General features: G+C 64.2%; 19 protein-coding genes and 1 pseudogene. 18 read left to right on the top strand and 2 right to left on the bottom strand.

Annotation, left to right across the window (positions count from 1 at the left end):
• Positions 1 to 64 precede the first annotated feature (64 nt).
• The 8 genes from EOA32_RS16685 to EOA32_RS16650 all read left to right on the top strand — a co-directional run bounded on the left by EOA32_RS16685 (position 65) and on the right by EOA32_RS16650 (position 7,157).
• Positions 65 to 1,006 (top strand): sugar ABC transporter substrate-binding protein, encoded by a 942-nt coding sequence (locus tag EOA32_RS16685; RefSeq protein WP_067002877.1) that lies wholly within the window; start codon positions 65 to 67, stop codon positions 1,004 to 1,006.
• A gap of 180 nt (positions 1,007 to 1,186) precedes the next feature.
• A complete protein-coding gene (locus EOA32_RS16680) occupies positions 1,187 to 2,263 on the top strand; it encodes an ABC transporter permease (RefSeq protein ID WP_067323903.1) in 1,077 nt (358 codons plus the stop codon).
• Between the two features lie 2 nt (positions 2,264 to 2,265).
• A complete protein-coding gene (locus EOA32_RS16675) occupies positions 2,266 to 3,036 on the top strand; it encodes an ATP-binding cassette domain-containing protein (protein WP_067003269.1) in 771 nt (256 codons plus the stop codon).
• 83 nt (positions 3,037 to 3,119) lie between these two features.
• Entirely contained in the window at positions 3,120 to 4,112 is a 993-nt protein-coding gene (iolG, locus tag EOA32_RS16670) for an inositol 2-dehydrogenase (RefSeq protein ID WP_067002875.1), read from the top strand.
• 31 nt (positions 4,113 to 4,143) lie between these two features.
• Positions 4,144 to 4,938, top strand: a complete 795-nt coding sequence (locus tag EOA32_RS16665; RefSeq protein WP_067002874.1) for an SDR family oxidoreductase — start codon at positions 4,144 to 4,146, stop codon at positions 4,936 to 4,938.
• Between the two features lie 156 nt (positions 4,939 to 5,094).
• A complete protein-coding gene (locus EOA32_RS16660; RefSeq protein WP_128372336.1) occupies positions 5,095 to 5,361 on the top strand; it encodes a type II toxin-antitoxin system Phd/YefM family antitoxin in 267 nt (88 codons plus the stop codon).
• Positions 5,358 to 5,780, top strand: coding sequence for a type II toxin-antitoxin system VapC family toxin (locus EOA32_RS16655; RefSeq protein ID WP_128372335.1), 423 nt, complete (start codon positions 5,358 to 5,360; stop codon positions 5,778 to 5,780). The genes EOA32_RS16660 and EOA32_RS16655 overlap by 4 nt, the downstream gene beginning before the upstream one ends.
• Positions 5,781 to 6,065: 285 nt before the next feature.
• A complete protein-coding gene (locus tag EOA32_RS16650; RefSeq protein WP_128372334.1) occupies positions 6,066 to 7,157 on the top strand; it encodes a 3-deoxy-7-phosphoheptulonate synthase in 1,092 nt (363 codons plus the stop codon).
• Positions 7,158 to 7,178: 21 nt separating this feature from the next.
• Here EOA32_RS16650 and EOA32_RS16645 read toward each other — a convergent pair whose 3' ends face one another.
• Complete coding sequence (locus EOA32_RS16645; protein WP_128372333.1) at positions 7,179 to 7,814, bottom strand: LysE family translocator; 636 nt, start codon at positions 7,812 to 7,814, stop codon at positions 7,179 to 7,181.
• 127 nt (positions 7,815 to 7,941) lie between these two features.
• Here EOA32_RS16645 and EOA32_RS16640 point away from each other — a divergent pair, with 127 nt between their 5' ends.
• Positions 7,942 to 8,643: a YafY family protein gene (locus tag EOA32_RS16640; protein WP_095782142.1), complete on the top strand. Its 702-nt coding sequence runs from the start codon at positions 7,942 to 7,944 to the stop codon at positions 8,641 to 8,643.
• A gap of 12 nt (positions 8,644 to 8,655) precedes the next feature.
• Here EOA32_RS16640 and EOA32_RS16635 read toward each other — a convergent pair whose 3' ends face one another.
• Positions 8,656 to 9,765, bottom strand: coding sequence for a Gfo/Idh/MocA family oxidoreductase (locus EOA32_RS16635; RefSeq protein WP_128372332.1), 1,110 nt, complete (start codon positions 9,763 to 9,765; stop codon positions 8,656 to 8,658).
• 158 nt (positions 9,766 to 9,923) lie between these two features.
• Here EOA32_RS16635 and EOA32_RS16630 point away from each other — a divergent pair, with 158 nt between their 5' ends.
• From EOA32_RS16630 to EOA32_RS39895, 9 genes and pseudogenes are all read left to right on the top strand, one after another.
• Positions 9,924 to 10,769, top strand: coding sequence for a MurR/RpiR family transcriptional regulator (locus EOA32_RS16630; protein WP_067323921.1), 846 nt, complete (start codon positions 9,924 to 9,926; stop codon positions 10,767 to 10,769).
• Between the two features lie 155 nt (positions 10,770 to 10,924).
• Positions 10,925 to 12,859, top strand: a complete 1,935-nt coding sequence (gene iolC, locus EOA32_RS16625; RefSeq protein WP_128372331.1) for a 5-dehydro-2-deoxygluconokinase — start codon at positions 10,925 to 10,927, stop codon at positions 12,857 to 12,859.
• 51 nt (positions 12,860 to 12,910) lie between these two features.
• Complete coding sequence (iolD, locus tag EOA32_RS16620; RefSeq protein WP_128372330.1) at positions 12,911 to 14,761, top strand: 3D-(3,5/4)-trihydroxycyclohexane-1,2-dione acylhydrolase (decyclizing); 1,851 nt, start codon at positions 12,911 to 12,913, stop codon at positions 14,759 to 14,761.
• Positions 14,762 to 14,934: 173 nt separating this feature from the next.
• Positions 14,935 to 15,849 (top strand): myo-inosose-2 dehydratase, encoded by a 915-nt coding sequence (gene iolE / locus EOA32_RS16615; RefSeq protein WP_095831893.1) that lies wholly within the window; start codon positions 14,935 to 14,937, stop codon positions 15,847 to 15,849.
• Between the two features lie 63 nt (positions 15,850 to 15,912).
• Positions 15,913 to 16,125, top strand: a complete 213-nt coding sequence (locus EOA32_RS16610) for a hypothetical protein (protein ID WP_067003268.1) — start codon at positions 15,913 to 15,915, stop codon at positions 16,123 to 16,125.
• 13 nt (positions 16,126 to 16,138) lie between these two features.
• Positions 16,139 to 16,951 (top strand): 5-deoxy-glucuronate isomerase, encoded by an 813-nt coding sequence (gene iolB / locus EOA32_RS16605; RefSeq protein ID WP_095776907.1) that lies wholly within the window; start codon positions 16,139 to 16,141, stop codon positions 16,949 to 16,951.
• A gap of 150 nt (positions 16,952 to 17,101) precedes the next feature.
• The gene (locus tag EOA32_RS16600; protein WP_095776908.1) at positions 17,102 to 17,809 is read left to right on the top strand and encodes a DUF1045 domain-containing protein; all 708 of its coding nucleotides are present in this window, start codon (positions 17,102 to 17,104) and stop codon (positions 17,807 to 17,809) included.
• Between the two features lie 30 nt (positions 17,810 to 17,839).
• Positions 17,840 to 18,979 carry an alpha-D-ribose 1-methylphosphonate 5-triphosphate diphosphatase gene (locus tag EOA32_RS16595; RefSeq protein ID WP_067002851.1) on the top strand — a complete coding sequence of 380 codons (1,140 nt, stop codon included), beginning with the start codon at positions 17,840 to 17,842 and terminating at the stop codon, positions 18,977 to 18,979.
• Positions 18,976 to 19,130: pseudogene (locus tag EOA32_RS39895) on the top strand (phosphonate metabolism protein/1,5-bisphosphokinase (PRPP-forming) PhnN); the annotation flags it as partial. The gene EOA32_RS16595 and the pseudogene EOA32_RS39895, both read left to right, overlap by 4 nt.

Here is a 19,130-nt window from a genome sequence, read left to right as displayed (position 1 = left end):
CCGGTAACATCGGGGATTCCGGTTCAATCGGTGCAGCCGGACACCAAGTGGAGGAGAAACTAAAATGAAGAAACTGCTTTTGGGCGTCGCGCTTTCGGCGCTGATGTGTTCGTCCGCCTTCGCCGCCAAGATCGGCGTCTCGATGGCTCTTTTCGACGACAATTTCCTGACCGTGCTGCGCAACGGCATGATCGCACAGGCCAAGGGCATGGACGGCGTCGAACTGCAGGTCGAGGACGCGCAGAACGACGTGGCCAAGCAGCTCGACCAGATCAAGAACTTCGCCGCTTCCGGCGTCGACGCGATCATCGTCAACCCGGTCGACACTTCGGCCACCCAGGCGATGTCGGATGCCGCGGCCGCGGCCAAGATCCCGCTGGTCTATGTCAACCGCGAGCCGGTCAATGTCGACAAGCTGCCCGACAACCAGGCTTTCGTCGCGTCCAATGAGGCCGAGTCCGGCACGCTCGAGACCAAGGAAATCTGCCGGCTGTTCAAGGAAGCCGGCAAGAAGGAAGCCAATGTCTATGTGATCATGGGCGAGCTTTCCAATCAGGCGGCGGTGCAGCGCACCAAGGATATCGATGAAGTGATTGCCACGCCGGACTGCAACTTCATCAAGATCATCGACAAGCAGACCTCGAACTGGAAGCGTGACGAAGCGCAGAACTTGATGACCAACTGGCTGTCGTCCGGCAAGCCGTTCGACGGCGTCATCGCCAACAATGACGAAAGCGCCATCGGCGCCATCCAGGCGATGAAGGCCGCCAATATCGACATGAAGTCGGTCGTGGTCGGCGGCGTCGACGCAACCCAGGACGCGCTGGCCGCGATGCAGGCGGGCGATCTCGACGTCACGGTCTTCCAGGATGCGGCTGGCCAAGGCGCGGGCGCGCTCGATGCGGCGCTGAAGCTCTCCAAGGGCGAGAAGGTGGAGCGCAAGGTCTACATCCCCTTCCAGCTCGTGACGCCGGCGAACATCGACAAGTTCCTGAAGAAGAACTGACGCCGCGCCAACGCAATTCCAGGAAGTTTTCCATACGGACTTGCGTGAGGACAAACCCTGGAGCGGCGCTCCGACGCATCGAGTTGGCTGAAATCGGCTGCAGACAGAGCAGCGTCGCTCCCTTCCTTCTCCCGCCCGACCGGGCGGGAGAGCGGGCGCGGTCATTCGGAGGAAGAAGACGTGTCACAGACATCGCATGGCATTGGCGGGCTGAGCTATGACGCCAAGAAGCGCCCCTGGCCTGCCGAGTTCAACGTGTTTCTGGCGCTGGTCATCCTGGTCGGCGCATTCGAGCTGATCGGCCGCGTCTTCCTCGGCGACAGCTTCCTCTTCAACACCCGCGATAACGTCGATGCTATCTTCAACGAGCAGCGGCTGCAGATCATCATCCTGCAGGTGTCGATCGTCGGCATCATAGCCATCGGCGTCACGCAGGTCATCATCTGCGGCGGCATCGACCTGTCCTCGGGCTCGATCGTAGGCGCCACCGCCATGATCGCCATGAGTTTCGCGCAGGTTGCGACCGTCAACGGCAATCCCAACCCGAAGGCGATGTTCATTGACTACGGATGGACCGACCTGCCGGTCATCGTGCCGCTTCTGGTCGCGATCGGCTGCGGGCTGATTGCCGGCCTGATCAACGGCGCCCTGATCGCCTACACCCGCATTCCGCCGTTCATCGCCACGCTCGGCATGATGGTCACGGCGCGCGGCATCGCCAAATGGTGGTCGAAGGGCCAACCGATCTCGTTCCCGACCGACAGCTTCGCGGCCATCGGCAAGGGGCTGATGCCGGTCATCATCTTCATTTCACTGGCGATCCTGTTCCAGCTCGTCCTGAGCTACACCCGATACGGCAAGCATTGTTACGCCATTGGCTCCAACGAGGACGCCGCGCGCATGTCCGGCATCAAGATCGCCAACCACAAGGTGCTGGTCTATGTGATTGCCGGCATCCTCGCCTCGATCGCCGCGGTGGTGCTTTCCTCCAAGAACCTCACCGCCCAGGCCGGCATGGGCGTGATGTACGAGCTCGACGCCATCGCCATGGCGGTCATCGGCGGCGTCTCGCTCTCGGGCGGCCGCGGGTCTATCATAGGCACGGTGATCGGCTCGCTGATCTTCGGCGTTATCATTTCCGGCTTCACCTTCCTGCGCCTCGACGCCTACTACCAGGAGATGGTCAAGGGCGTGATCATTGTCGGCGCAGTCGTTCTCGATCAATGGCGCCAGCGCCGCCGGGCGATAGGAGCTTGACCATGTCCGATATCGTTCTGAAGACCGAAAACCTCACCAAGCATTATGGCGGCGTTCACGCGCTGCAGGAGGCGAATTTCGAGCTGCGCAAGGGCGAGCATGTCGCCATCATGGGCGACAACGGCGCCGGCAAGTCGACCTTCGTGCGCCAGATCACCGGCGTCGAGCAGCGCACCGACGGCAAGATCTGGTTCGACGGCAAGGAAGTGAACTTCGCCGGCCCGATCGAGGCGCGCGAGGCCGGCATCGAGACCGTGTTCCAGAACCTGGCTCTGGCCGACGACCTCGACGTGCCGTCAAACCTCTTCCTCGGCCGGGAGAAGGTGCTTTTCAACCTCGGCCCCTTCTCGATTCTCGACCGCAAGGCGATGCGCAGGGCGACGGAGGCGGCGCTGATCCGCACCGCGGTGAAGATCCCGAACCTTTCCAGCACCATCCGCCACATGTCGGGCGGCCAGCGCCAATGCGTGGCGATCGCCAGGACCGCAACCTTCGCCTCCAAGCTGATCATCATGGACGAGCCGACCGCAGCGCTCGGCGTGCAGGAAACGGCGCAGGTCGAAAACATCATCCGCACGCTGAAGGAGAACGGCGAGCCGCTGATCCTGATCAGCCACAACATGCGCCAGGTCTTCGACCTGGTCGACCGCATCGTCGTCTTCCGGCGCGGCCGCATCGTCGCCAATTTGCGCAAGCAGGACACCGACGGCAACGACATCGTCGCTTACATCACCGGCGCCAAGACCGGGCAGGCGGAGCTTCAGGCCGCCTGACCAGGCGCCACGACGGGACCAGACCAAATCGTCCGCGCCGGCCGGCGCGGACACGTTTTAGAGCCACCCTCAAAGGACATTCCATGACTCTCCGCTTCGCTCTTCTCGGCGCCGGCCGTATCGGCAAGGTGCATGCCCGCGCCGTAGCCTCAAACCCGCAGGCCAAGCTGGTGGCCGTGGCGGACGCCTTCGAGAAAGCGGCGACGGAGCTTGCCTCCGCCTATGGGGCCGAGGTGCGCAGCATCGACGCCATCGAGCAGGCCAAGGACATCGACGCCGTCATCATCTGCACGCCGACCGACACTCACGCCGACCTCATCGAGCGCTTCGCCAGGGCCGGCAAGGCGATCTTCTGCGAGAAGCCGATCGACCTCGACGTCAAGCGCGTCGAGCAGTGCCTGGCCGTGGTCGACAAGGCCGGCGCTACGCTGATGGTCGGCTTCAACCGCCGCTTCGACCCGCATTTCGCCGCCGTCCGCAAGGCGATCGACGACGGCGCCATCGGCGATGTCGAGATGGTCACCATCACCTCGCGCGATCCGGGCGCGCCGCCGCTCGACTACATCGCGCGATCCGGCGGCATTTTTCGCGATATGACCATCCATGATTTCGACATGGCGCGCTTCCTGCTCGGCGAAGAGCCGGTGGCGGTCAGCGCGCACGCCTCGGTGCTGGTCGACAAGAAGATCGGCGAAGCGGGCGATTTCGATTCCGTCAGCGTCATTCTGGAAACGGCGTCCGGCAAGCAGGCCGTCATCTCCAACTCGCGCCGCGCCACCTATGGCTACGACCAGCGCATCGAGGCGCACGGCTCGAAGGGCATGGTTGCGGCCGAGAATCAGCGGCCGGTGTCGATCGAGCTCGCCAATGACAAGGGCTACACCCGCCCGCCGCTGCACGATTTCTTCATGACCCGCTATATCGACGCCTACGCCAACGAGATCGCTTCCTTCATCGCCGCCGCGACTGCCGGCAAGAAGGCGGCGCCGAGCGGCAAGGACGGGCTGGTCGCCTTGAAGTTGGCGGATGCGGCCTTGGAGTCTGCCAAGACGGGCAAGACCGTCCGCGTCGCCTGAAGGTTTTGAAATCGATTACAGGAGCAGAGCGATGAACGGTCTAGCCGGTCGCAATTCAGAAACGCGCGCCATCGTCACCGGCGGCGCGCAGGGCATCGGCTTCGCCGTGGCGGAAGCCTTGGCCGACGAGGGTTGCCGCGCGCTGGCGCTGGTCGGCCGCTCGCAGGAGAAGGGCGACAAGGCGGTCGCAGCGCTCAAGAAAAACGGTGTCGACGCCATCTTCATCAGCGCCGATGTCGCCAAGGTCGCCGACTGCAAGCGCGCCGTCGCAACGGCGCTCGCGCATTTCGGCACCTTGAACGCGCTGGTCAACGCCGCCGCCACTTCGGCCCGCGGCTCGTTGGTCGAGACATCGGAAGAGCTTTTCGATCAGATCTTCGACACCAATGTGCGCGGCCCCTTTTTCCTGATGCAGGGCCTCGTCGCGCATCTCCTGGAGCGCAGGGCGCCGGGCTCGATCGTCAACGTGCTGTCGATGTCGGCGCATGCCGGCCAGTCCTTCCTGACGCCCTATTCGACCAGCAAGGGCGCGCTGATGACGCTGACCAAGAATGTCGCCAGCTCCTACCGGAAAAACCGCATTCGCTGCAACGCGGTGCTGCCCGGCTGGATGGACACCGAGGGCGAGGCGATCGTGCAGAAGAAGTGGCACGATGCGCCGGACGACTGGCTGGAAAAGGCCGAGGCCGCGCAGCCGATGGGTCAGCTGGTCAAGCCGGCGCAGCTTGCCCGGCTGATCACCTATATGCTCAGCCCGCAGGCCGGCGTCATGACCGGCTCGCTGGTCGATTATGATCAAAATATAGCTGGCGTGATCGGGGAGTAGTGACAACGAGCAGCTTTACGCCAGAAGCAGGCCAGCTATGGGTGCAGATGTGATCAGCCTCGTGCGCCCAAAGGTATCCGGCCCCTGAGAGCCCCTGTTGCCGCAGCATTGCTATTCCGGTATAGTCAAGATGGTCAGAATAGTCATGAGATTGAGATGCTGCCCGGACCCAAAGAAGATGCGAGCTGGACGGTCGCTGGGGCAAAGGCCCGGCTCTCGGAGGTAATAGATCGGGCGCAATCTTCGCCTCAGACGATCACCCGTAACGGCAAACCAAGCGTTGTCGTCGTGTCCGCAGAGGAATGGCGGCGGAAGACCGCGCGCAAAGGAACGCTTGCGGAGTTCCTCCTAGAGTCGCCGCTGCGCGGCGCCGATCTCGACCTTGAGCGTCAACCCGACGAACCGCGTGATCAGCCGCTTTGAGGCTTCTGCTCGATACCAATGTCCTGTCCGAGGTGACAAGGCCGGCGCCGGATGTAGGCGTTCTAAAGTGGCTGGACGGGCTTGATGAGGATCGATCATTCATCAGCGTCGTGTCGATCGCCGAGATCCGGCGCGGCGTTGCCCTCATGGATGAGGGCCGCAAACGAGAGGCACTGGCCGAATGGCTCGCTCGAGATTTGCCGCAGCGCTTCGAGCAAAGGGTTTTGCCGGTGGACGAAGCCGTTGCCCTGGCCTGGGGCGACCTGATGGGCTTTGCCAAGCGCCGCGGTCGCGGTCTGTCGTCGATGGACGGTCTGATCGCCGCCACCGCGATTGCGAAGCAGCTCACCTTGGCAACGCGTAATTCGAAGGATTTCGAAGGCTTTGCAATCGAACTTTTCGATCCATGGTCTGCATGAACCGTGAACCGCTGCATGATGCTCTCTTTTTCCCGAGGCCGCGGAGCACGGCGCAAACCAAGCAAAGGCTTAGCTTCATGAGGACGTGACAAGCGCCTCGGCATCGACTATATGAGCCGCATGATCCACCTGACCGCCTCGTTTTGGTACTTTAGCTACGGTAGCTCGCTGGCGGCGGGAGGATTGCGCTCGATCTGAAGATTGCAGCATCTAATCCGAAAAGCCGCCAGACCTGGCGGCTTTTTCGTTTCAGCCGGCAGGTCTCCTAACCAGGAGCAGAAAGCCGTGTTGACCACCACAGACGACCTACGGGTCAAGGAACTCAAAGTCCTGAGCACGCCGGACGACGTGATGCGCGAGATACCGCGCTCGCTCACGGCGACGCGCACCGTTGCCGCCTCGCGCAACGCCATCCATTCCATCCTGACCGGGGCCGACGATCGACTGGTCGTCATCGTCGGCCCTTGTTCCATCCACGATCCGGTCGCCGCCGTGGACTACGCCAGCCGTCTGGCGGCGCTGCGCGAGGCCCTGGCCGACCGGCTCGAGATCGTCATGCGCGTCTATTTCGAGAAGCCGCGCACCACGGTCGGCTGGAAGGGCCTGATCAACGATCCCGATCTCGACGGCAGCTTCAACATCGACAAAGGCTTGCGGATGGCGCGCAACGTGCTTTCCGCCGTCAACAATCTCGGCCTGCCGGCGGCGACGGAATTCCTCGACATGACGACGCCGCAATACATCGCCGACCTCGTCGCCTGGGGCGCCATCGGCGCGCGCACGACCGAAAGCCAGATCCACCGCGAGCTGGCGTCGGGCCTCTCTTGCCCGGTCGGTTTCAAGAACGGCACCGACGGCAATCTGAGAATCGCCGGCGAGGCGGTGAAGTCCGCTGCGCAGCCGCATCATTTCATGGCGGTGACCAAGGGCGGCCGCAGCGCGATCGCGGCGACGACCGGCAACGAAGACTGCCATGTCATTCTGCGTGGCGGCGTGGCGCCGAACTACGACGCGGCAAGTGTCGACACGGCCGCCGCGGAGCTCGGCCGCATCGGCATCGCGCCGCGCCTGATGATCGATGTCAGCCACGCCAACAGCGGCAAGAAGCCGGAGAACCAGCCGAAAGTCGCGCACGACGTGGCCGGCCAGGTCGCAGCGGGCGACGAGCGCATCATCGGCGTCATGATCGAGAGCAATCTCGTCGCCGGCCGTCAGGACGTCGTCCCCGGTAAGCTGCTCACCTACGGCCAGAGCATCACCGACGCCTGCATCGACTGGGCGACCACCGAAACGGTGCTGCACGGTCTTGCCGGCGCCGTCGAGTGGCGCCGGTCGGTGAAGCGCGAACTGCTCGCCACCCGTCAGGGCGCCGCCTGACAACCTTGGCGAGGGCGGCGTTCACGCCGCCCTCAGCCCTTCCCATGCGGTGAATACCGAGACCGCGAATAGAAGCAGCCCGGCAGCACGGCCGGCAATGACCGTTGCCCGCGGATTGCCGACCAGAAGCGCCCGGCTGCGCCCGGCGGTGATGGCGAGGCCGCCGTAGATTCCTGCTTGTGTGACGACAGTCAGCAGTCCCATGATGGTCGCCTGCATCCAGATCGGACCGTAAGCCGGCTTCAGGAACTGCGGATAGACGGCAAGGATAAACAGATAGGCCTTGGGGTTGATCAGGCAGGTGACCAATCCCTGGCGAAAGGCTTTCCAGGCGGAGCGGCTGCCGGCGGGCCCGTCATCGCTGACGGTGATCGAGCTGCGCATCAGCGAAATTCCGATATAGGCCATGTAAGCGGCGCCGGCGATCAGCAGCGGTTTGAACAGGACCGGCACGAAATGCATCAGCAGCCCGACGCCGATCGCCCCGTTCAACGTATGCACTACGCCGCCGAGCATAATGCCGCCGGTCGCCGCCAGCCCCCTGTCGCGCCCCCCGGTCAGCGCATTGGCCAGCACGAACAGCATGTCCATGCCTGGAACGGCGATGATGCCGAACAGCAGGATGAAGAATAGCCAGAGATTTTCCGTGTAACTCATGTCAGTTGCCTGTCGCAGCGCCCGCCAAGGACGCTGAGGAATCTGTTGATTTTCAAACCGATGCGCGGCCCTATAGGTCGTCCCAACTGACGGGGGTGTGTCAGTTGCGTTACGATCGAGTGGAAAAATGCGCAAGGCCTCGCGTCTGTTCGAAATCATCCAGATCCTGCGGCTGGCCAAGAAGCCGGTGACCGCGGCGACGATTGCCGAGCAACTGGAAGTGACGGTGCGCTCCGTCTATCGCGATATCGCAGCCCTGCAGGCGATGCGGGTGCCGATCGAGGGCGGGCGCGGCATAGGCTATATCCTGCGCCCCGGCTTCGACCTGCCGCCGCTGATGTTTTCGATCGAGGAGATGGAGGCGATCGTGCTCTCGCTGGCGCTGCTCGAACGCACCGGCGACGACGAGCTCAAGCAGGCGGCAAAGCGCGTCGGCGCCAAGATCGCCGGCGCCGTGCCACCGCCCTTGCGCCAGACGCTCGACGCCAACGCTCTTCATGCCTGGGGTTTTTCGCCTGCGGCCGCGGCGGTCGATCTGGCGCTGGTGCGCCGCGCCATCCGCGACGAGGAGAAGCTCGACCTCGCCTACCGCGACGAAGCCGGCCGCGACACACAGCGTATCGTCCGCCCGATCGCGCTGATCTACTACGCCGAGACCGCCAACATCGTCGCTTGGTGCGAGCTGCGCCAGGCCATCCGCAATTTCCGCAGCGACCGCATCGAGGATTGCCAGCCGACCGGCCTGTGGTTCAAAGGCGAAGGCGATCAACTGCGGCAGGTTTGGGTGGACGGCTGGGAGATCAATGCGGCAGCAGCCGCCGGCACCTGAAGGCGAGCCGGCTCACCTCACATCCACCCAGCGCTGTTCCTGGAACGATCGCGCCATGGCGTGCACCGTGCGCTCGACCTCCAGCCCTTCGTCGAAGTCGATGGTCCGCGCCGGCTTGCCGGCGATCCGCATCAAAAGCTCGCGGCATTCGATGATCTTGAGGTCGTTGAAGCCGAGGCCGTGGCCGGGCGCCGGCACGAAGGAATCGTAGGGCTTGTGGTGCGGCGCCACCAGGATCGTGCGGTAGCCCTGCTCGGTCGGCCGGTCGGCGGTCAGATAAAGCCGGAACTCGTTCATCCGCTCCTGGTCGTAGAGGATCGAGCCTTTCGAGCCGAAGATCTGGAGGGCGATACGGCCCTTGCGGCCCCAGGCCGAGCGATTGACCAGCAGCGTACCGGCGACACCGTTCTCCAGATGCATCAGCACACTGGCGATATCGTAGGTCTCGACCGCACGGCGGCCGCCGGAGGCGACGCGCCGGTCGGCATAGGGTTTCGCCATGTCGCACATGACGCGAGCGACGCGGCCGAACAGCACTTTGATCAGCGACAGCGGATGCACCGCGAAATCGTCGAGCGCGCCATAACCGGAAGCCGCCTCATGCTTCCAGAAGAACAGCGCCTCGGGATCGGCCATGAAATCCTCGTCCATCTCGATGCGCACGAGATTGACATCGCCGATGATCTTTTCCTCGAGCAGCGCGCCGATGTGGCGGATGGCCGGGTTCTGAATGTAGTTGTAGCCGAGCACGGCAGCCTTGCCGGATTTGGTCGCTGCCTTTGCCATCGCCTCGGCCTCGGCAAAACTCGGAGCCATCGGCTTCTCGCACCACAGGTGCTTGCCGGCTTCGAGGATGGCGATCGCCATTTCCGGATGGAACTGGTTGGGCGTGGTCAGCGACACGACATCGACCTCCGGATCGTTGACGACGGCACGCCAGTCGCCTGAGCCTCGAGTGAAGCCGAACTCGGCCGCTTTGCGCTTTGCAAGCTCGTCATTGACCTCACCCAGATGCACCAGCCTCGCCTTCTCGACATCGGGAAAGACGGTGCCGACCGCGTTCCAGGCGATGGCGTGGCACTTGCCCATGAAGCCCGTGCCGATGAGGCCCACTCCGACCATGTCGATTGTCTCCGCTGAAGGGGAAGAATTCGCATGGATGAATTAATCCATTTCATCAGAGAATGGAACGTCCAAATCATTTTTTATGGTGTTCTTGCGCGAAACCGCTATGATGAGGCAGGAGAGGGAACACCAGCATGGCCGTGGGCGGAGCGACGATGGACGGACGGGTGCCTCGCGATTTCGAGACCTTGCGCACGACGATCCTGGAGCGGCGCACCAGTCTGCCCAAGCGCATCGCGCAGATCGCCGCCTATGCGCTCGACAATCCCGACGACATCGCCTTCGGCACGGCGGCGAGTATCGCGGCTTCCGCCGGCGTCCAACCCTCGACGTTGATCCGCTTCGCCCAGCAGCTCGGCTTCGATGGTTTCACTAGCCTGCAGCAGGTGTTTCGCGAGCGGCTGCGCGAACGCAATTCCTCCTATGACGAGCGGTTGGCGGCACTGCGCGCCAAGGCCGAGGAAGGCGCTGGACACCGGGCGATCTTCGACGGCTTCGTGGCTGCCGCCAGCACCTCGCTCAGCGACATTTCGCGCGCGCTGAACGATGCGCATTTCGAACAGGCGATCACGCTGCTGGCAAAGGCCGAGACAATCTATGTGCTGGCCAAGCGCCGCTCCTATCCGGTCGCCTCCTACATCGCCTACGCGCTTGGCAAGCTCAAGATCCGCAACCAACTGATCGAGTCGGCCGCGGGCTTGAATGCCGAGATGATCGGCTTCGCCACGCCGCGCGACGCCGTCATCGCCATCAGCTTCTCGCCTTACGCGCCTGCGACCATCGAGGAGACGCGCTCGATCGCCGAGCAGGGCGTGCCCATCGTCGCCATCACCGACAGCTCGTTCTCGCCGCTCGCCCAATTCGCCAAGGTCTGGTTCGAGGTGGCCGAATCCGATTTCGGCGGCTTCCGCTCTTTGTCGGCGACGATGGCGCTTGCCATGGCGCTGACCGTTGCCGTCGGCGAAAAGCGGCGCGACGCCGGCCGCAAGCGCAAGGCCTGAGCGGCCCCGAACGGGCGTTTTTCCATCAGGGAACACTCATTCCATATTGACTACAGATTGGAATTATTATTTCATATTGACGGTGTCACGCCGCCGTTCGCGCGTGCTGCCCAAAACGACGCTGCTCTGCACAACAAAGCCGATGGGAGGTTCGAATGGGCGAAGCCGTGGAAGCGAAATATCCGCCGCTCGACGTCATCACGATCGGCCGCGCCTCTGTCGATCTCTACGGCCAGCAGATCGGCTCGCGTCTGGAGGACATAACCTCCTTCGCCAAGTCGGTCGGCGGCTGCCCGGCCAATATCTCCGTTGGCACGGCAAGGCTCGGCCTGCGCTCGGCGCTGCTCACTCGCGTCGGCGACGAGCAGATGGGCCGTTTCATCCGCGAGCAGCTCAGGCGTGAGGGCGTCTCGGTCGACGGCCTGAAGACCGACAAGGAACGGCTGACGGCGCTGGTGCTGCTTTCCGTCGAGGACGAAGGCGTCTCGCCGATGATTTTTTATCGTTCGGATTGCGCCGATATGGCGCTCGCCGAAGCGGACATCGACGAGGCTTTCATCGCCTCGGCGCGCGCCGTGGTCGTCACCGGCACCCATTTCTCGCGTCCCAACTCGGATGCCGCACAGCGCAAGGCGATCCGTTTGATGAAGGCCAAGGGCGGCAAGGTCGTCTTCGACATCGACTACCGCCCGAACCTCTGGGGGCTCGCCGGCCATGCCGAGGGCTTCGAGCGCTACGTCAAGTCGGACCGGGTCTCGGCGCAGCTGAAGACGGTGCTGCCCGATTGCGACCTCATCGTCGGCACCGAGGAGGAAATCATGATCGCCTCCGGCGCCGACGATTGTCTGAGCGCGCTTAAGACGATCCGCACGCTGTCGACCGCTACCATCGTGCTCAAGCGCGGTGCCAAAGGCTGCATCGTCTATGACGGGCCGATCAGCGACGACCTCGAGGACGGTATCGTCGGCGAGGGCTTCCCGATCGAGATCTACAACGTGCTTGGCGCCGGCGACGCCTTCATGTCGGGCTTCCTGCGCGGCTGGCTCGGCGGCGAAAGCTTTGCCACGGCGGCGACCTGGGCCAATGCCTGCGGCGCCTTCGCCGTGTCGCGCCTGCTATGCGCGCCGGAATATCCGACCTTCGAGGAGCTGCAGTTTTTTCTGAAGCACGGCAGCAAGCATCTGGCGCTGCGCAAGGACGAGGCAATCAACCACATCCATTGGGCGACGACGCGGCGGCGCGACATCCCTTCGCTGATGGCGCTCGCTTGCGACCACCGCGTCCAGCTGGAAGATGTCGCCGCCAGGGTCGGTGCAGATGTCTCGCGCATCCCCGACTTCAAGGTGCTCACCGTCAAGGCGGCGGCCAAGGTCGCCGCCGGTCGCGACGGCTACGGCATGCTGATCGATGAGAAATACGGCCGCGATGCCATGTTCGAGTTCGCCCGCCATCCCTTTGCCTGGTTAGGTCGGCCGGTCGAGCTGCCCGGATCGCGGCCGCTGCGGTTCGAATTCTCGCAGGACGTCGGCTCGCAGCTCACCGAATGGCCGGTCGACCATTGCATCAAGTGCCTCTGCTTCTATCATCCGGATGATCCGGAAGCGCTGAAGACAGAGCAGCAGCAAAAACTGCGAGCCCTGTTCGAGGCGGCGCGGAAAGTCGGCAGGGAACTGCTCGTCGAGATCATCGCCGGCAAGCACGGCACGCTCGACGACACCACCATTCCGCGCGCCCTTGAAGAACTCTATGCGCTGGGCATCAAGCCCGACTGGTGGAAGCTCGAGCCGCAGGCCTCGGCAGGCGCCTGGGCCAGGATAGAGCAGGTGATCGTCAAGAATGATCCGTGGTGCCGCGGCGTCGTGCTGCTCGGTCTGGAGGCGCCGCAGGATGAGCTGGTCGCCGCCTTTGCCGCCACCGCCAATGCGCCCATCGTCAAGGGATTTGCCGTCGGTCGCACCATCTTTGTCAATGCCGCCGAACAATGGCTGGCCGGCAAGATCTCGGATGACGAGGCTGTCGCCGACATGGCCTCGCGCTTCGAGCAATTGACCGAGGCATGGCTTGCAGCGCGCGGCCGCAAAGCAGCATAAGAAGAACGGGCAGCATATTAGGCGGCACAGGGAAAGCCGGAGGAAACGACAATGACCAAGACCGTTCGCCTGACGATGGCGCAGGCGCTGACCAGCTTTCTCAGCTGCCAGATGACCGAGATCGACGGCAAGAAGGTGCCGATCTTCGGCGGCGTCTGGGGGATCTTCGGCCACGGCAATGTCGCCGGCATCGGCGAGGCGCTCTACCAGGTCCGCGACGAGCTGCCGACCTTCCGCGCCCATAACGAGCAGGCGATGGCGCATGCGGCGATTGCTTACGGCAAGGCGAATTTCCGCCGCCGCTTCATGGCCGCGACCACCTCGATCGGCCCCGGCGCGCTCAACATGGTGACGGCTGCGGCGCTCGCCCACGTCAATCGCTTACCGGTGCTGCTGCTTCCCGGCGATATCTTCGCCAACCGCTTGCCCGACCCGGTGCTGCAGCAGGCCGAAGATTTCTCCGACGGCACGGCGAGCGTCAACGATTGCTTCCGCCCCGTCTCGCGCTATTTCGACCGCATCACGCGGCCGGAGCAGATCATCCCGGCGCTGAACCGCGCCATGCAGGTGCTGACCGATCCGGCCGAATGCGGCCCGGTCACGCTTTCGCTCTGCCAGGACGTGCAGGCGGAGGCCTATGATTATCCGGAAAGCCTGTTTGCCGAGCGCGTCTGGACGCCGCGCCGGCTGCGCCCGGATCGCAACGAACTGGCCGTCGCCGTGGCGGCGCTGAAGAACGCCAAGAAGCCGCTGGTGATCGCCGGCGGCGGCGTCCTCTATTCGCAGGCTTCCGGAGAGCTGGCCAAGCTGGTGCAGGGCGCCGGCATTCCGGTTTGCGAGACCCAAGGCGGCAAATCCTCGCTGCCCGACGATCATCCGCTCAACATGGCGGCCGTCGGCGTCACCGGCACATCAGCGGCCAACCGGCTGGCGGAAGAGGCCGATGTGGTTCTTGCCATCGGCACCAGGCTGCAGGACTTCACCACCGGCTCCTGGGCGCTGTTCAAGAATGCCGGCCGCACCATCATCGGGCTCAATACCCAGGTCTTCGATGCCGGAAAGCACTGGGCGCTGCCGCTGGTTGCCGACGCCACCGAAGGGCTCGCCGAGCTTTCCGCCGCGCTGAAGGGCTGGAAGGCGCCGACCGCCTGGACCGACAGTGCGCTGAAGGGCAAGACGGAATGGCAGGCTGCCGCCGCCAAGGTGACGGCCTCGACCAACGCCGCCTATCCCTCCGACGCGCAGGTGATCGGCGCCGTGCAGCGCGCGATGGGCTCGGGCGTCACGCTTTTGCATGCCGCCGGCGGGCTGCCCGGCGAATTGCACAAGCTCTGGCAAGCGGGCGCGCCCGGTTCCTATCACGCCGAATACGGCTTCTCGACCATGGGCTACGAGATCGCCGGCGGGCTCGGCGTCAAGATGGCGAAACCCGACCAGGAAGTCGTCGTCATGGTCGGCGACGGCTCCTATCTGATGCTCAATTCCGAGATCGCGACGTCGGTGATGCTCGGCCTGAAACTCACCATCGTGTTGCTCGACAATCGCGGCTATGGCTGCATCAACCGGCTGCAGATGGCGACCGGCGGCGCCAACTTCAACAATCTCCTGAAGGACGCTCGCCACGAGGTGATGCCCGACGTCGACTTCGCCGCCCATGCGGCCAGCCTCGGCGCCGTCGCCGAGAAGGTGGCCTCGATTGCTGAACTCGAGACGGCGCTCGCCAAGGCGAAGGGCAACGACAAGACCACCGTGCTGGTCATCGACACCGATCCGCTGGTGTCGACCGAGGCCGGCGGCCACTGGTGGGATGTTGCCGTGCCGGAAGTCTCGTCGCGGCCGCAGGTGAACGCCGCGCGCAAGGCGTATGACGAGAAAAAGCTCATGCGGAGCTTAGGTGATTGAAGCTGGCACTGCCCCTCACCCTTGCCCTCTCCCCGTGAAGAACGGGGAGCAGGGGGCCGCCACCGCTGAAGCCTGTCCCTTCTCCCCGTCATTTCCAGGGAGAAGGTGCCGGCAGGCGGATGAGGGCAGCGCCGATGAGCGAAAGTTGAACGATCCAAACCTGGAGTGACGACTTGAAAGCCAAACTGGGCATGTCTCCCATCGCGTGGTGGAACGACGATCTCGTGGAATTGAGCGATGATGTGTCGCTGGAGGAGTGTTTGCGCCAGTCGCGCTCGGCCGGCTTCACCGGCATGGAGATGGGCCGCCGCTTCCCCAACGATCCGAAGGTGATGCTGCCGATCCTGAAAGAGGCCGACGTCACGCTCTGCGGCGGCTGGTTCTCCGGCACGCTGGTCGATGAGGACATGTCGAAGAACAAGGATCGCATCCAGCCGATGATCGACTTGTTCAAGGCGGTCAACGCGCCTTGCATCGTCTATGGCGAGGTCGGCCGCTCCATCCAGAGCGACCGCTCCAAGCCTCTTGCCACCAAGCCACGGCTTTCCGGCGACGAGATGAAGGCCTATGGCCGACGCGTCACCGAATTCGGCGAATGGTGCGCCGACCAGGGTATGCCGCTTTCCTACCATCATCACATGGCGGCCGTGGTCGAGACCGAGCCGGAACTCGATTCCTTCATGCATCATTCCGGCGAGGGCATCCCGCTGCTGCTCGATGCCGGCCATCTCGCCTTCGCCGGCGGCGATGTGTTGCGCGCCATCGACAACCACCACAAGCGCATCAACCACGTCCATGTGAAGGACGTGCGCATGAACGTGATCGACGGGCTCGACCGCACGAAGCAGTCCTTCCTCGATGCCGTCGCGCTCGGCGCCTTCACCGTGCCCGGCGACGGCTCGCTCGATTTCGGCGCGATCGTCCAGCGCTTCGCCGACTACGGCTATGAAGGCTGGTTCGTGGTCGAGGCCGAGCAGGATCCGAAAAAGAACCCGCCGCTGAGGATGGCTGAGGTCGGCCACAAGGAGCTGATGCGGGTGATGACGGCCGCCGGTTATACGGTGGAGACGCAGGGCTTCCCGGCGTAAACGGTGGATTCGTCCGGCCGCTCGGTCTATCTGATGCGTTTGGACAAGTCCCGGATTGGCGCGATGAAAGACTATGAGCACCCCTTCTTCCGACCGCTGTGGCGGCGCATTGCCGTCGTTGCCGTCTGCCTAATCTGGTCGGTGATCGAATTCGCCTCCGGCACGCCGTTCTGGGGTGTAATCGCGCTCGGCTTCGCCGGTTACGCGGTGTGGCAGTTCTTCTACCTCTACAAGCCGGCCGAGGAGCCCAAGCCTCCGGCCGAGCCGAAGGAATGATCCAGGAGACAAAATGTCGAAACTGCTCGTCAAGGCCGACAAGGGCCACGGCCACGTCGCTCACGTCACCCCGCAAAGCGCGGGCTGGACTTACGTGGGTTTCGATCTCCACCGCTTGCGGCCGGGCGAGACGGCCGCCGGCAAGACGGGCGAGCGCGAGGTCTGCCTGGTGTTCGTCACCGGCAAGGGCCAGGCTGCGGCCGGCGGCAAGGATCTCGGCCTGCTCGGCGAGCGCATGTCGCCCTTCGAAGGCAAGCCCTGGTCGGTCTATGTGCCGCAAGGCTCCGACTGGGCAGTGACCGCCGACACCGAGCTGGAGCTTGCCGTCTGCTCGGCGCCCGGTCTTGGCGGCAGCCTGCCCGCTCGCGTCATTGCGCCCGACGATCTCGGTCAGGAAGTGCGCGGCAAGGGCACCAACACCCGCTACGTCACCAACATCCTGCCCGAGGGCAAGCCGGCCGACTCGCTGCTGGTGGTCGAGGTCATCACGCCCGGCGGCCATACCTCCAGCTATCCGCCGCACAAACACGACCAGGACAATCTGCCGGCCGAGTCCTATCTCGAGGAGACCTATTATCACCGCCTCAACCCGCCGCAGGGTTTCGCCTTCCAGCGCGTCTACACCGACGCCGACAGAAATGGCGTGCGCGACCTGGACGAGGCGATGGCGATCGAGGACGGCGATGTCGTGCTGGTGCCCAAAGGCTACCACCCGTGTGCGGCCTGCCACGGCTATGATCTCTATTATCTCAACGTCATGGCCGGCCCGAAGCGGACATGGAAATTCCACAACGCCGCCGAGCATGAGTGGCTGATGAAGGCGTGAGATTTTTCATAGCCCTCAACCTGTTGGTCCAGTTCGGGAAAATCGTCGGCTAAGGACCGCCGGAGCCTGGGTTGCCTTCGAAAACCCATGAAAGCTTCGTCAATCCGTCATGGAAATCACCTATGGCAGCGGGTCTGACGAGGATTTTCGATGCGCTATGCCATTTACTTTACCCCGAGGCAGGATGAGCCGCTGGCGCGGATCGCCGCCAACTGGCTGGGGCGCGACCCGTTCGGCGCGCCGACTCGGCCGGTTGAGGGTGTGGGTGCCCTGTCGGCGGCGGAAGTTGCCTTCCACACCGCCTCGGCTCGGCGCTACGGCTTCCACGCGACGCTGAAGGCGCCGTTCCGGCTGGCGCCCAGCGAATCGGAAGCCTCGCTGCGGGCGGCGCTCGACGATTTCGCCGAGGTCACGCCGCCAGTCGTCATCCCGCGTTTGGTCGTCGGCCAGATCGACGGCTTTTTCGCGCTGGTGCCGGAAAGTCCTTTCGAGCCGCTCAACAGTTTCGCCGGCGAGGTCGTGCGCGCTTTCGACCGCTTCCGCGCGCCGCTGACCGAGGCCGAGATCGAGCGCCGCAGTCCAGACTCGCTGAAGCCGGATGAGTTCCGCAACCTCTGCCAGTGGGGTTATCCCTACGTCTTCGAGACATTCCGCTTCCACATGACGCTCTCCGGACGCGTCGGGCCACAGGAAAGCCCGCGCCTTCGCGCTGCAATCGACAGCCTGTTCGCGGATGTGCTGCAGCGTCCGGTGCCGGTGGATACGCTGACGCTGTTCGTCGAAACCGAACCGGGCGCGCCCTTCATGGTGCTCTCGCACCACGTGCTTGGACGCCGCCCGGCCAGAAAAACCGCCTGATGTCCGCCCGCCTGAGATAGGACTGCTGAAATGACCGCCGAGACCGTTTTGAACAATGCCCGCATCGTGCTGCCCGACGAGATCGTCGCGGGCTCGCTGCTGCTGCGCGATGGGCTGATCGCCGCGATCGAGCCGGGTGCGGCCCGCACCGGCGAGGACATGGGCGGCGACTACATCATCCCAGGTCTCGTCGAACTGCACACCGATCACCTCGAAGGCCATTACGCGCCGCGTCCGAAAGTGCGCTGGAACCCGATCGCCGCCGTGCTCGCCCACGATGCGCAGGTGGCGACCGCCGGCATCACCACGGTGCTCGACGCCTTGCGTGTCGGCATGGACGAGGATGCCGACCTGAAGTCCGACGACGTGCGCAAGCTCGCCGACGCGATCGAGGACAGCGTGCGCCAGGATCGGCTCAGGGCCGACCACTTCATCCATCTGCGCTGCGAGGTCTCGGCGCCGGATTGCCTCGAGGCCTTCGCCAATTTCGAGACCGACGACAGGGTGAAGCTCGCCTCGCTGATGGACCATGCGCCGGGCCAGCGCCAGTTCGTCGATCTCGAGACCTACGCCTATTATTACCAGCGCAAGCTGAAGCTCACCGACCGCGACTTCCAGAAATTCTGCGAGAAGCGTATGGCGGAATCGGCCAAGAATTCCGGGCCGAACCGCGTCTTCATTTCCGCCGCCTGCCGCGAGCGCGGCATCGTGCTTGCCAGCCACGACGATGCGACGGCCGGCCATGTCGACGAGGCGGTGGAGCAGGGCGTGCGCGTTGCCGAATTCCCGACCACCGAGGAGGCGGCGAGGGCCTCGAAGGCGGCAGGCCTCGGCGTGCTGATGGGCGCGCCCAACGTCATGCGCGGCTCCTCGCATTCGGGCAATGTGTCGGCGCGTTCGCTTGCCGGCGACGGTTTGCTCGACATCCTGTCGTCCGACTATATCCCCTTCAGCCTGATTCAGTCCGCCTTCTTCCTCGGCGATGTCGTGGAAGGCATTTCGCTGCCGCAGGCGGTCGCCATGGTCTCAAAGAACCCGGCGGAAGCGGTCGGCCTTAGCGATCGCGGTGTCATCGAGCCCGGCCGGCGCGCCGACCTCGTGCGCGTGCGCGTCGACCAGCATGTGCCGGTCGTGCGCAACGTCTGGCGTCAGGGCAGGCGCGTCGCATGATGGTTTCTGCGCTGATCGAACGAGAGCTCACCGAGACCCTTCCGATCCGCAACGGCGTCTTCGTCGCGGTGGTCGGGCCGAGCGGCGCCGGCAAGGACACGGTGATCGGCTACGCCAGGGCGCATTTTGCCGGCGAGACGCGGCTGGAGTT

It is taken from the genome of Mesorhizobium sp. M1A.F.Ca.ET.072.01.1.1 (assembly GCF_004023325.1).
Classification (GTDB): Bacteria; Pseudomonadota; Alphaproteobacteria; order Rhizobiales; family Rhizobiaceae; genus Mesorhizobium.
This window is presented reverse-complemented; position numbering and strand designations above follow the sequence as displayed.

Bases quoted from the DNA above. Each gene is read 5' to 3' on its own strand.
- EOA32_RS16685 (WP_067002877.1), top strand. From the start codon at position 65: ATGAAGAAACTGCTTTTGGGCGTCGCGCTTTCGGCGCTGATGTGTTCG.
- EOA32_RS16675 (WP_067003269.1), top strand. From the start codon at position 2,266: ATGTCCGATATCGTTCTGAAGACCGAAAACCTCACCAAGCATTATGGC.
- iolG (WP_067002875.1), top strand. From the start codon at position 3,120: ATGACTCTCCGCTTCGCTCTTCTCGGCGCCGGCCGTATCGGCAAGGTG.
- EOA32_RS16665 (WP_067002874.1), top strand. From the start codon at position 4,144: ATGAACGGTCTAGCCGGTCGCAATTCAGAAACGCGCGCCATCGTCACC.
- EOA32_RS16660 (WP_128372336.1), top strand. From the start codon at position 5,095: ATGCTGCCCGGACCCAAAGAAGATGCGAGCTGGACGGTCGCTGGGGCA.
- EOA32_RS16645 (WP_128372333.1), bottom strand. From the start codon at position 7,814: ATGAGTTACACGGAAAATCTCTGGCTATTCTTCATCCTGCTGTTCGGC.
- EOA32_RS16640 (WP_095782142.1), top strand. From the start codon at position 7,942: ATGCGCAAGGCCTCGCGTCTGTTCGAAATCATCCAGATCCTGCGGCTG.
- EOA32_RS16635 (WP_128372332.1), bottom strand. From the start codon at position 9,765: ATGGTCGGAGTGGGCCTCATCGGCACGGGCTTCATGGGCAAGTGCCAC.
- EOA32_RS16630 (WP_067323921.1), top strand. From the start codon at position 9,924: ATGGACGGACGGGTGCCTCGCGATTTCGAGACCTTGCGCACGACGATC.
- iolC (WP_128372331.1), top strand. From the start codon at position 10,925: ATGGGCGAAGCCGTGGAAGCGAAATATCCGCCGCTCGACGTCATCACG.
- iolD (WP_128372330.1), top strand. From the start codon at position 12,911: ATGACCAAGACCGTTCGCCTGACGATGGCGCAGGCGCTGACCAGCTTT.
- EOA32_RS16610 (WP_067003268.1), top strand. From the start codon at position 15,913: ATGAAAGACTATGAGCACCCCTTCTTCCGACCGCTGTGGCGGCGCATT.
- iolB (WP_095776907.1), top strand. From the start codon at position 16,139: ATGTCGAAACTGCTCGTCAAGGCCGACAAGGGCCACGGCCACGTCGCT.
- EOA32_RS16600 (WP_095776908.1), top strand. From the start codon at position 17,102: ATGCGCTATGCCATTTACTTTACCCCGAGGCAGGATGAGCCGCTGGCG.
- EOA32_RS16595 (WP_067002851.1), top strand. From the start codon at position 17,840: ATGACCGCCGAGACCGTTTTGAACAATGCCCGCATCGTGCTGCCCGAC.